Consider the following 11480-nt stretch of genomic DNA (forward strand, 5'->3'; position numbering starts at 1 on the left):
AGGCCCGGCTTAGTTGCCACCCGATCACTATGCCAGAACTCTTGCACCAGGCTGATCGACTGGGAATCGAAACCGCGGTGAACGGCCAACTGGTTAGCCAGACCACCGACTTCGCGTCCGCCCATGGCATTGGGCTGACCGGTGATTGAAAATGGGCCGCTACCCGGCTTGCCAATTTTGCCCGTCAGCAAGTGCGCATTTATGATGGCATTGCCTTTATCAACCCCTGCTTCAGACTGATTGACTCCCTGACAAAACAGGGTAACAGCGCTGTCACTGTGGGCGAACCACTGGAAGAACGTACGTAATGTACTACATTCGATACCAAATTGATGAGATAAGGACTCAAGGCCATACTGCGCTTGCAGCACCGCTTGCTGCAGTTCAGTAAAACCTTCCGTGTGCTGGTCAATATAGGTTTTGTCATGGGCATTGTGAGACAGACAGTAATGCATCAGGCCGTTAAACAGCGCCACGTCAGCGTCGTTAGGTAACTGAATATGCAAGTCGGCCTGTTCTGCAGTGACGGTTCGTCGTGGATCGATCACCACCAGCTTCAGCTTTGGATTACGTTCACGGGCCTGCTGAATACGGCGAAACACCACTGGGTGGGTCCAGGCGGTATTGGCCCCGCAGATTACGATCAGGTCAGTTTTGTCGATATCGCTATAGTCGACCGGGACCACATCTTCGCCGAACGCCCGGCTGTGCGCCGCCACCGCCGAAGACATGCATAAACGGGAGTTGGTATCGATATTGGCGCTACCCACTACCCCTTTCATCAGTTTGTTGGCGACATAGTAATCTTCCGTCAGCAACTGACCAGAGACATACATGGCCACCGAATCCGGCCCGTGCTCTGCAATGGCCTGTGCCATTTTTTGTTGAATGTGGTCGATGGCCTTGTCCCAATCGGTCTCCGCGCCATTGATCTTGGGGTACAGCAGTCTGCTGGGCATCGCCAGGCTCTCTTTCAGTGCTGAGCCTTTGACACACAACGCGCCCTGATTAGCTGGATGGTCATTGTCACCGCGAATGTGGCAACTCGCAATCGATGGGCCCTGCTCTATGCAAACGCCACAACCTACACCGCAATAAGGACAAGTAGAGTGGATAGCTGCTCGTGTCATAATCGTTCCCTTTTAAAACGCAAAGAAGCCTCACCCGTCAGGGCGAAGCTTCTTTGCCAAAATACGTCCAGTGTTGTTATCCCGCTCGCTAATTCAGCCAGCTTAACGTCTCTCTAAGCACTCGTGCTCGGTAAACTACAGTGATACCAGCAAGTTTAACGCCAGATTTTTATTCTATTTAAATTCAATAGGTTAATTATAACTGCAACAATGAAACCAGCTAGCTGCACCATTATGGTGAGGATATTTCGATCTGTCTGGTGCAAGCTCAACCAACCTCACTACCTGATAAGGCAGGTGGCAGATTGGGAAAGGGAAGGAAATAAAATCAACGGTGGTCAATAACGAAAGGAAGCGATCTAGTACTTAACTATCACTAGTTCGCAGTATATTCCAGGCTTCACACAGCACTCGAAATTGCGCGGCATCACCATTGTCGCGATCAGGATGCCATTTAAGCGCCAGTTTGCGCCACTGTTTACGAATTTCCGTGGCGGTCGCATCATAAGGTAAATTAAATAACCGCAACGCCTTGGCTCTGTCCAGGTTGTGCACAATGCGGCTTTCACGGCTGTCGCTATCTTTATCGCCGACATGCTGTTGATAACGGGTCCAGAATTGGTTCAACAGCCGCTTCACTTCGCCCTCTTCTGCTTCATAGTTGCTCCAGTCGGTATAGTAATCTCGTAGTGGATCCTGCGAGTCTATCTGACGTCCGGCCGAGGGATAGCAAGGGAGTAAAATCAGATTCATCGCTTCTACCTGCAGCCACTGCTTAGGGAACAAGGTTTCCTGCAGTTGGTACAGCGCGTTCATGATCAGAAAGTTACGTTTGAATAAGTCTTTTTCTGGCGAGTCGTCCAGTGGATGAATGTAACCCTGTTCAGTTAACTCGCTGGCCAGGGTGTGGACTTTCCAGCCTGAAGGGTGCTTGCGGAGTAATTCCAGGATCGGCCACAGTAACGGATTTTCCATCTCCATATGAAAATGTTGAGCTAAATTTTGATTCCGTTCCATAGCAGCGTCAATTCATCAGGCAGTTATGACATTGAACGGCACGCAAGTCCGTTTGTCGAGCCAGAACACCAAGCAAATTACCGCTTGGTGATCTTCACTGCAAAACCACCGGCTCATTAACTATATTTCAGCCAGCTACTGGCACCTTGTGTTCAATTTTAACCATTGCAGGTATGGGTCAAATCCGTCGCTGACTGGCAGCTGTAGCACTTGCGGCGTGTCATAGTTATGTAAACGGACGATCAACTGCTCCAGCTGTTGGTAACACGTTGGACGGGTTTTAATGATTAATAAGGTTTCCTGATCCGCGCAGACTTCATCCTGCCAGACGTAATGACTCTGTATCGGCACCGCCTGAATACAAGCTGCCAGCTGGTTTTTCAGCAGCTCATCAATGATGGCTTGCTGGACATCCGGGTTATTTACTGTGGTCAGCACCACACAATACTGTTGGTTCATTCTGTTCCCTTGAAGATCGAGCCGGGCCAGTCGGCTGTTATTAATGCGACAATAATTGCACAAACAGCTAGATGACAAAGTTATTTATATGAATTGCTTCTCAACTTTTCTGGACAAATAATAGCCACACCATGCCATGGGCTAAACTAGCAATCAGCAGCCAACTCAATTCAGTGGCTGGCCTCATCGTCTGGCAGTGAGCGATGAGATACTTAACATACTAATGATAATAACAATACGACTTGCTTGCTGAGGTGACCATGAACCAAACCCTACCAACTACCGAGTTCCCACTCTGCTGTCCGCTGTGTGAAAGTGATGAATTTTTGATTTCTGAGCAGGGCGACAAAATGTTGTGCGCTCGGTGTGGTTCTTTTCTCGACAATTTGCAGCAGATGGAAGCCTGTTTGCACAAAGTACACAGTCTGACGCCAAGCACGTTTATCCACACTACGCCAGTTAACGTCCAGTAGTTAGCGCCTGCATGCATTACCTGTGTGAGTAAACAAGCCTGGTTTAACAGCCAATCCAGGCTTGCGCTGCTTAACCTCTAATGTGCGGTGGAAGGACAGTAACGCCCCAGATAATTCGCCACTTCACTTAATTTATGAATCGCAATGACCTCTTTGCCACATGGCCGGGCATAAGGACCTAACAGCTGTATGGTTTTGATCCCTGCCCGCAATCCCGCCTCAACGCCTTTCGGCGTATCGTCAACATACAGGCATTCATTCAGGGAAAAGCCCATACTCATCACACTGTAACGAACCAGATCAGGTTCAGGTTTCCAGGCATTGGTATCAAAAGCAGAGAAAATTTTACCCTGAAATTTGGGTAATAATCCGGTTATCGCCAGTGACTGCTCCACTTTCTCCAGCGGGCCATTTGATGCAACACAGTATTCAACCGACTGTCTGTCCAGGGTATCCAGTAGTTGTCTGGCTCCAGGCATAGGTTTTAAATGTTGTTCGAACAGCAGTTGAAGTTCGGCGCGATAGAGCGGTTCGAGAATATCTAATGATACGTCTACGCCCAACCTTTCACTGGTCGCGACAAGAATATCGGCCAGTTTGCCTCCCTCAAAGTGAGACAGAGCATCTTCAAAACCAAGATGTGCACCAAAGCGATTAAACACCGCTACCAGGGCCTGACAGCATAGTGATTCGCTGTCTACCAGAGTGCCGTCACAATCAAATATTACGCAGCGTATCTTTTGCCCGTCCATCGCCCCAACCTGTTAAGTGCTTGTTTGGCGAAGTGTAAACAATATGCGGCTATTGGTGCTGATCAAGGTAACAGTTTGAATCTATTCCAAAGTTGGAATCGCAAAAATACCGTAATGGTCACTAATCCCGGTCCAATCAGTGACAAATCTGTCTTAAATATGTTCCAACCAGATGATTTCATTATCGTGTAATCTATCTGCCAACGAAGCGATAAATCCGGGTTGCAAATCCTTTGCCTCAATCTTGGCTGCGATATCAGAGATCAGTGCCTGATCCTGGTCCTTGGTGACGATCGCTGCCAGGACCGCCTCTCCGCCCTGAAACCCGAGATAGAGCTCACAGGGTTCGGAGTAGATGATCTGGCTAAGGAATTCCACCATAAGCTGCTGTTGCCGTGGCTCCGGCCACATGCTGGCCTGCAACAGGGCAAACATTACCGTCAGGCGATGGAAGTCAACTTTGTAGATCTCTTCATCGGGGAAACGCTGGGTCGAATCGGACCGTTGCAAGGGTTGATAGTCAGCGTTGGAGCTACGCTGCTGATACAGTTCGTAGCCGAGCAGGCTCTCAGGAGTCGGAAATTCAACGTCAATATGCTGCCTCATCCACTGGTTTTTCAGTTCGGCAATTTGGGGCATGGGTGATGACATATCCTTTCCTATCGTTAACAACTTGTAAGCCAAGCGAAGCATAGCCAGTGCAGCACCCAACGACAAGTAATTATTTCCCCGGTGTTTTTTTGTCTGTGCAAGCTGTTATGATTAGTTCAACCACTTACAGAGGCACAAGATATGATAAGAAAAATTGCGTTGGCGACCCTGATGACAGCTGCACTCGCTGGCTGCGACAGTAGCGAAGTCGGAGATGTCAGCCTGGGTCTTTTTACTCTGAAAGATATAAAAATTAATAACTTAACAGATCCTATTGTCACTGGAGTGACCTGCCATGTGGCATCAGTGGAAGCGGATTTAAGCCTGGCTGACCCAAGTGACAGCTCCATTGCTTGTCGCCAGACCGGTGAAATTACCCCTGAGATGATTGCTCAGATCGATAAGTCTCCTTCCGGGGAAGTGGTTTTCAAAAAATCAAAAAGTATCTTTTTCAAAACAATGAAGATCCGCCGCATTCTGGATGCAGACAATCAAACTCTGATGTACCTGTCCTACTCGACTAAAGAAACGTCCGGCAGCTTTAAGCATAGTCTGTCGACCGTTCCGCTCTGGGGAACCAAAGCCTGGGTGGAACCGGCGCCAAAAACGGCACAGTAATGCAGACAGAGCCTTGCTTTAACCTATTTACGATGTTGAGCAAGGCTTTTTTACTGAGCTAACACGCTCCTTTTCCAACGCGTGTTACCCGCAATGATGGGTTGGCTACGAAATTCTATCGCTGGCCAGCTAAAGCCACCGGCTAGTACAGCTCGGCATCATCTTCCTGTTCCCATTCATCATCGTCGATTTCCCAGTCGTCCTGCCAAAGCTCATCATGCCAACGCACTTCGAAACAGCGCTCGATTTCGGTTTCACAGATCCGCGAGCGACCTGACGGCATAACGGCATCGTGGATAAACACCTGGGTCCGCCCTTGCCCGGAAATGTAGATACTGGTATTGCCATTGTCGCCGACGTTCGCTTCAACGTTCCGGTCAAAAGTATAATCACGGCCTTCTAACGCGAAAGCTGGCGTGGTCAGCATAAGCAGACAAGAGAGCAGACAGAGAGTACGCATAGACAGCCTCGTAAATCATCAAGGATAAAACATGACCCTGATCTCAGTGTAAGGGCAATGCTATCTCTCGGTCAGTAATTTCATGTCGGTAACCCTACCCTGTACCCGTTCACCGGCGTTCAGGGTTAAGAAAACAAGTTCAGGTACGCCGAAGTAATATCACCCGGTGTAGCAGCAAAATTACTCAGGTTAGGGAAAACCGTCGCCATATCGGCTGCTTCCACACCAAACCACTGCAACACGGCGGCGTGGCTTTGTTCATAGGCTAACCGGGGAATTAATCGGCCTTTGTCGCTATAGTCGTCTTCACTGCCCAAGCGCATATCAGGCTGCTCGCCCAATACCTGTCCGCCGTTTACGGCTGCGCCCATCACCAGCGCGTGGCTGCCCCAACCGTGGTCGGTACCATCGCCGTTATTGCTCATGGTCCGGCCAAAGTCGGACATGGTCAGCAGGCAGACCTGATCGGCGATGCCCATCGTTTCCAGCGCCTGGCGTAAATGCCACATACCCAGGCTCAGCTCTCGCAGATTTCGGGCATGTTCTTTGGTTTGCGACGCATGCTGATCCCATCCGCCCATGCGAATGGTGTAGATTTGTCGCTTCATCCCCAAGTCGATACTGCGTTCAATCATCACCGCAACATGATTGAGTTGTCGTAGCAAATGGCCGTGAAGTTCGTCGTTAAATCCGAGCGCCTGCTTGGTTGGAGCAGTAAACAGTTTCACACCATAGTGGTCGGTGACAGAAGCGAACGATGTGGGCTGACCGCGATAGTCGGTCATCTTTTGCGAGATGTCTAACGCGCTGCGCTGCACCTCTGCGATGGCGTCATGAAACTTATCTCCTGTCGCCGCATCCATAAATGCCTGGTACAACCCGCCCCGGCGATTACCTGCACCGGTATGGCTGGCATTCAGATCGGCCATGATCATACTGTCCGGTGAGCCAATACTGAGCGCCTGTTTATTAGCGGCAGCAAACAGGCGGCTGTTACCTGCCAGTGAAATGTTCATACTTAGCGCACTGCCACCATTAATGCCGCCACTGTAGCCGTTGCGCCAGATGTCACTTAACCGGCCACACCATCCGAGAGCGTTTAATTTGTCGGCCTGACCGGTTTGATTGGCCCGAATTTGGTGATTGTGGGCAAACAGGAAAGGCGGCTCTGCGACTGTCTGATTGATTAAATCTGCTTTACTGGTGGGCTCTACCAGATTGCCGATGTTCATCGTTACCGCCAGTTGGCCATCCTGATACAGCTTAGCCAGCTCAGGACAGACGGCATTAAAGCCAAACTGGTCGCCGGTCTGGTAATAACCTTTTAAGTAGGCTGCTTCTGTCGAGACCGCACCACTTTTATCCAGTGCATAATACGGGTTTGAGTTCCCGCTGTTTCCGCCCGCCAAAAACGCCCTCAGATCATTGGTGATAGGATTGGCCGACACCGCCAGTGTGCCGCGCACACTATGATAGGTGCTGTAGCCTTTGCCTACACCGACTGCTGTTTCATCACCGGTCGGCACACACATATTGATGGCATCGTTGCCCCCATCCAGCTGTAACACAATGACCGCCTTGTAGCTGGACTGATCCGGTAAGCCCGCATGACTGCGGCTGGAAAAAGTGAGTGCCGGTAAACCCAGTGCAGTATAGGCGCTGGCACCGGCAATGGATTTGATAAAACGTCGACGACTGGCGTCCTGTGCTCTGCTTTTCATGTCAACCGGCTCCTAGTACTGCGCGTTATAATATTTCGAGGTGACCAGCGTCATCACGGTGGTTTGCACCAGTTCAATCGCGGCTTTACGTTCAGTGTTGTAGTTGGCCCATACCACCACCCCCGCCTGAGGCAGTTCCTCCATTAAATTCTGTTTGTAACTTTCGGGTAGGTCGCCACCAAACAGTTTGCCGTCCAGATGTTCGATCAATGCCTCGAGGCCTGATTGTAATGGCGTGTAACCATTGGCATCCATTTGGGCGGATCGCAACATCCGGAAATCTCCATCGCTGTCCCCGTCGATCGCCTGCTCCAACAGTTGCAGCTCCTCACTGTAATCCACCAGAGCGGTGGTCGGCATCCCTATGTGATAATTGCCGCCTCTCTGATTGTCGACAAACTTTTCAATACTGCCGTATTGCTGAACGACGACATTGCGCTCCGGTATGGTGTTGTAAAACAGCCGCCATTGGTTGGTGATTAGACTTTCGTCATAGAGCTGCAATTCAGGCGCAACTTCAGCGGGGGCAAACGCGTTGTTTACTGGATGAAAATCGTTCTGATAGAAGTTAAATACCGAAGGACTGAACATCGGCAGCGGAGGTAACGCAGCGGAGAAGCGGTTTAGCCAAAAATAACCGCTCATATCGATGCCCTCGTGGGACTGCCAACCGGGAAGCGGTTGAGCATTGAAGTTACGCAGATACTGAGTAAAGGCGAGGTACGGCTCTTTGGCTTTACGCATCTGGGTCGAGGAGGTGCGAGCTTCCTGATCAAGCAGAACGGCTTTCAGCACGGCACTCATGTCCCCTTTGATGCCATCACCATTGTCATTGAACACGCTGGCGACACGGGCAACATAGGCTGGTGTCGGATTGGACTTCACCAGGCGCAGAATAAGATTTTTGGCAATAAATGGCGCAACGTTTGCCTGACTAAAGATTATATCCAGGGCCGCTTCCAGATCCTCTTCGACCGACAGACCCGAGGCGATGGTTTGGCCCAACAAATTTTTGGGACCATATTCATGAAAATCATCGCTGCCGGCACCGCTTCCGCCGCTGGCATGATTCACCTCCATGGGTTGCGAATAATCTCCCTGGAAATAACGGCTTTCGCCATAGAGATTATTGTTGTACAGATCCCAGCCGGTCATCACTTTTGCCAACTCTTCCACATCCCGCTGGGTGTATGCTGGCAGCGGCAGATCATTGCTGGTTATGACCGTACCGTCCAGATTCAGCTGGTACAGACCTATCGTGAACAGTTGTAATAGCTCGCGGGCAAAATTCTCATCCGGGTGAGTTTGAGTTGCCGCATCGTATTTTTTATTGCCCTGATGAGACAGGTAAACTCCCATAGCCGGGCTGCGGGCAACATCAGACATTAAATCACGATAGTTGCCAAAAGCGTTGGCCGCCAGCATATCGTAATAAGCGCTTAGTGCCTCTGCGCGGCGGTCGAGCGGTTCAGCAGAAATTGAAGTCACCACAATCTGGCTAAGTGCATTAGCCACACGTAAACGTAACTGCTCCTTGCTGTTTAACGCTTCTCCCAGCATCACACTGGCCATATAGTTCGGCATCAGCCAGTCACCGGTACGATTCCAGGTTTGTGGTTTGTCGTCCATATGGAACTGCTTCATCCAGCGCTGCTTACTTGGTTCAGCCTGTTCGGCCATCGCCATCACGCCCTTGGTCACTTGCGATGCAAAATTGGTGGTAGCAGATTCGCTGTCTGCACCATAGTACGCTGATGGCTGGCTAATTTGTTCATCTATCCAGCCTTCGATTCCTTTACTCTGTACAGCGCTCACCAGTGCCGGAGTCGGCCCAAAACTACTTTGCTGTAAAAAGAGAAAGGCTTCTTCTCTGGTTGGATCGGGGTATGCACCAACGTCGTCCACGCTACCGACGCTACCTGAGTCAGATTCTCCCCCACCACAACCGGCAAGCAACACTGCTGAACCGGTACCAATCAACCGCAATACCATACGACGATTCATTGCATCATACCCTGTCAGAATTATTCTAACTCTTTGATAACAATTACTATCAATAATATCAATTAGGTTTACTGTATTTTATAGGGTAAGTCGATATTCCGTTGAATACGCTCAGTATCGATTTACAAAGTGTGTGAGCCGTCAAGCAGATAAACCAGACGGATAGTGCATATAGCACGTTAACTGAACATTCGAGATTGGACGCAGGGAATGGCCGCCAGTAGGCTGACTCTGATTGAACGATGAGTCAGCCTGGCGGGATATTTGGCACTATTTAATCACACCACAGAGCACTCGGGCACCACCGCCGCCCAGAGCATTTGGGTGGTCGGAATGGTTGTCACCGCCCATATGAACCATAAGTGCTCTTCCGGAAAGGTCAGCCTGTTTCAACCTGGGCGCTAATACTGGCTGCATCGCATCCCCATGGCTGTCAACGTATAACGCAGGAAGGTCACCCAAATGATTACTGTTGGTCCAAGGATAGCCGTGTTTACCTGTATTTTCCGGGTCATAGTGACCACCAGCGCCACCACCTAATACCGTTTTGCCGTTTTTTTCCACCGGTTCACAGGACGGGTTTTGATGGACATGAAATCCATGTAACCCTTGCATGTTTTCCGCCAAGCCTGTGATGGTGGGAGAAAATACCACGCCGTATTCAGTCTGTTGTGCTGTAATTACGCCAACAGACTTACCAGAACTTAGATCTTTCATATTAATAGTTATATCGTCCGCACTCGCAGAAGCCGAGACGACGAGTACGCTGGCAACCAGTAGTTTAGTGATCATGGGATTATCCTTAGTTTCGATGTCCATTAAACTAATAGCATAGCTTGGCCCAGTTGCAATTCTCTGCATCAGAACGACACCTCAGAGACAACTGCTGAAAGGTCAGACAAAATCATCAGCTTTCCTGATAGGGATCACTTATATGTGTAATATCAATGCAACATAAAATGAAACCTGTGATATTATCCAGCATAATTTTGACAACCCGCACGCCAAAAATGAAATTTCCCGGACAGCGCAAATCCAAGCATTACTTCCCTACCCACGCCCGCGATCCACTGGTCAATCAGATTCAGCAAACTCAGTCTCTCTACCGGCCAATCGTGGTTGGTGTTGGCCAGACGATAGTGGATATAGAAGCGAGAGTAGACGACGCTTTTCTGGAAAAATATCAACTCAGTAAAGGTCACTCGCTGGTCGTAGAACAGCATCACGCCGATGCCTTGTACCATGAACTGGTCGACAAGCAACTGATCACCCACCAGCATCCCGGTGACACGATTGGAAATACCCTGCACAACTATTCCGTGCTGGCAGACAGCAAATCGGTGCTGCTTGGCGTGATGTCGAAAAATATTGAAGTTGGCTCGTTTGCGTATCGCTATCTGTGCCGCACCTCTTCTCGTATGAACCTCAACCATCTGCAAAGCGTCGATGGGCCGATTGGTCGCTGCTACACACTGATCACTGACGATGGCGAGCGCACCTTTGCCATTAATGAAGGCCATATGAATCAGCTGCTGCCTGAGAGTATTCCTGAGCAGGTGTTCGATAAAGCTTCCGCGCTGGTAGTCTCTTCGTACCTGATGCGGGGTAAACCAGAAGACCCAATGCCCCAAGCCGTGGCCAGAGCGATTGAACTGGCCAAGCAGAAGCAAGTGCCGGTAGTACTGACTCTCGGCACTAAGTGGATCATAGAAGGCAATGCCGAGTGGTGGCAGGAGTACCTGAAAGAAAACGTGACCGTGCTGGCGATGAATGAAGAGGAAGGCGAAGCACTGACCGGTGAAAAGGATCCACTGTTAGCTGCAGACAAAGCGCTGGAATGGGTCGATTTAGTATTGTGTACAGCCGGGCCGGTCGGCCTTTACATGGCTGGGATTACCGACGACACGGTTAAGCGACGCACTGAACTGCCGCTGCTGCCAGGTAATATCGCCGAATTTAACCAGTTCGAGTTTAGCCGGGCGATGCGCAGGCAGGATTGCGATCATGCGGTTAAAGTATACTCTCATATCGGGCCCTACCTGGGCGGTCCGGCTGAAATAAAAAATACCAATGGGGCGGGCGACGGAGCACTGTCGGCATTGCTGCATGACATGGCGGCCAACAGCTATCATCTACAGAACGTACCGAATTCTGTTAAGCATGACATGCAATATCTGACTTACTCTTCGCTGTCG

General features: G+C 50.0%; 12 protein-coding genes. 3 read left to right on the forward strand and 9 right to left on the reverse strand.

The annotated features are described in order from the left end of the window. The 3 genes from ACQY6F_RS16710 to cutA form a co-directional block, all read right to left on the reverse strand. Positions 1-1130 (reverse strand): molybdopterin-dependent oxidoreductase (locus ACQY6F_RS16710; protein WP_428776035.1); only part of this gene is annotated, 1130 nt, incomplete at its 3' end. A gap of 366 nt (positions 1131-1496) precedes the next feature. Next, positions 1497-2147 (reverse strand): DNA-J related domain-containing protein, encoded by a 651-nt coding sequence (locus ACQY6F_RS16715; RefSeq protein WP_428776036.1) that lies wholly within the window; start codon positions 2145-2147, stop codon positions 1497-1499. A 135-nt stretch (positions 2148-2282) separates the two neighbouring features. Next, the gene (gene cutA / locus ACQY6F_RS16720) at positions 2283-2606 is read right to left on the reverse strand and encodes a divalent-cation tolerance protein CutA (RefSeq protein ID WP_428776037.1); all 324 of its coding nucleotides are present in this window, start codon (positions 2604-2606) and stop codon (positions 2283-2285) included. Between the two features lie 260 nt (positions 2607-2866). Here cutA and ACQY6F_RS16725 point away from each other — a divergent pair, with 260 nt between their 5' ends. Further along, positions 2867-3079 carry a hypothetical protein gene (locus tag ACQY6F_RS16725; protein ID WP_428776039.1) on the forward strand — a complete coding sequence of 71 codons (213 nt, stop codon included), beginning with the start codon at positions 2867-2869 and terminating at the stop codon, positions 3077-3079. 77 nt (positions 3080-3156) lie between these two features. Here ACQY6F_RS16725 and ACQY6F_RS16730 read toward each other — a convergent pair whose 3' ends face one another. Next, complete coding sequence (locus ACQY6F_RS16730) at positions 3157-3831, reverse strand: HAD-IA family hydrolase (protein WP_428776040.1); 675 nt, start codon at positions 3829-3831, stop codon at positions 3157-3159. A gap of 153 nt (positions 3832-3984) precedes the next feature. Further along, positions 3985-4482, reverse strand: a complete 498-nt coding sequence (locus ACQY6F_RS16735) for a flavodoxin (RefSeq protein WP_428776041.1) — start codon at positions 4480-4482, stop codon at positions 3985-3987. 141 nt (positions 4483-4623) lie between these two features. Here ACQY6F_RS16735 and ACQY6F_RS16740 point away from each other — a divergent pair, with 141 nt between their 5' ends. After that, positions 4624-5100, forward strand: coding sequence for a CreA family protein (locus tag ACQY6F_RS16740; RefSeq protein WP_428776042.1), 477 nt, complete (start codon positions 4624-4626; stop codon positions 5098-5100). A 142-nt stretch (positions 5101-5242) separates the two neighbouring features. On the opposite strand, the gene ACQY6F_RS16745 is transcribed toward ACQY6F_RS16740, so the two are convergent. The 4 genes from ACQY6F_RS16745 to ACQY6F_RS16760 all read right to left on the reverse strand — a co-directional run bounded on the left by ACQY6F_RS16745 (position 5243) and on the right by ACQY6F_RS16760 (position 10077). Beyond that, positions 5243-5560, reverse strand: a complete 318-nt coding sequence (locus ACQY6F_RS16745; protein WP_428776044.1) for a hypothetical protein — start codon at positions 5558-5560, stop codon at positions 5243-5245. Positions 5561-5685: 125 nt separating this feature from the next. Continuing rightward, positions 5686-7281 (reverse strand): DUF1501 domain-containing protein, encoded by a 1596-nt coding sequence (locus tag ACQY6F_RS16750; protein ID WP_428776045.1) that lies wholly within the window; start codon positions 7279-7281, stop codon positions 5686-5688. A gap of 12 nt (positions 7282-7293) precedes the next feature. After that, positions 7294-9285: a DUF1800 domain-containing protein gene (locus tag ACQY6F_RS16755; RefSeq protein ID WP_428776046.1), complete on the reverse strand. Its 1992-nt coding sequence runs from the start codon at positions 9283-9285 to the stop codon at positions 7294-7296. A 270-nt stretch (positions 9286-9555) separates the two neighbouring features. After that, positions 9556-10077 carry a superoxide dismutase family protein gene (locus ACQY6F_RS16760; protein WP_428776048.1) on the reverse strand — a complete coding sequence of 174 codons (522 nt, stop codon included), beginning with the start codon at positions 10075-10077 and terminating at the stop codon, positions 9556-9558. A gap of 218 nt (positions 10078-10295) precedes the next feature. Here ACQY6F_RS16760 and ACQY6F_RS16765 point away from each other — a divergent pair. Then, positions 10296-11480 (forward strand): inosine/guanosine kinase (locus ACQY6F_RS16765; RefSeq protein ID WP_428776050.1); only part of this gene is annotated, 1185 nt, incomplete at its 3' end.

The organism is Vibrio sp., from assembly GCF_050299255.1.
Taxonomy (GTDB): Bacteria; Pseudomonadota; Gammaproteobacteria; order Enterobacterales; family Vibrionaceae; genus Vibrio.

Bases quoted from the DNA above. Each gene is read 5' to 3' on its own strand.
- ACQY6F_RS16715 (WP_428776036.1), bottom strand. From the start codon at position 2,147: ATGGAACGGAATCAAAATTTAGCTCAACATTTTCATATGGAGATGGAA.
- ACQY6F_RS16760 (WP_428776048.1), bottom strand. From the start codon at position 10,077: ATGATCACTAAACTACTGGTTGCCAGCGTACTCGTCGTCTCGGCTTCT.
- ACQY6F_RS16745 (WP_428776044.1), bottom strand. From the start codon at position 5,560: ATGCGTACTCTCTGTCTGCTCTCTTGTCTGCTTATGCTGACCACGCCA.
- ACQY6F_RS16755 (WP_428776046.1), bottom strand. From the start codon at position 9,285: ATGAATCGTCGTATGGTATTGCGGTTGATTGGTACCGGTTCAGCAGTG.
- ACQY6F_RS16740 (WP_428776042.1), top strand. From the start codon at position 4,624: ATGATAAGAAAAATTGCGTTGGCGACCCTGATGACAGCTGCACTCGCT.
- ACQY6F_RS16730 (WP_428776040.1), bottom strand. From the start codon at position 3,831: ATGGACGGGCAAAAGATACGCTGCGTAATATTTGATTGTGACGGCACT.
- ACQY6F_RS16725 (WP_428776039.1), top strand. From the start codon at position 2,867: ATGAACCAAACCCTACCAACTACCGAGTTCCCACTCTGCTGTCCGCTG.
- cutA (WP_428776037.1), bottom strand. From the start codon at position 2,606: ATGAACCAACAGTATTGTGTGGTGCTGACCACAGTAAATAACCCGGAT.
- ACQY6F_RS16735 (WP_428776041.1), bottom strand. From the start codon at position 4,482: ATGTCATCACCCATGCCCCAAATTGCCGAACTGAAAAACCAGTGGATG.
- ACQY6F_RS16750 (WP_428776045.1), bottom strand. From the start codon at position 7,281: ATGAAAAGCAGAGCACAGGACGCCAGTCGTCGACGTTTTATCAAATCC.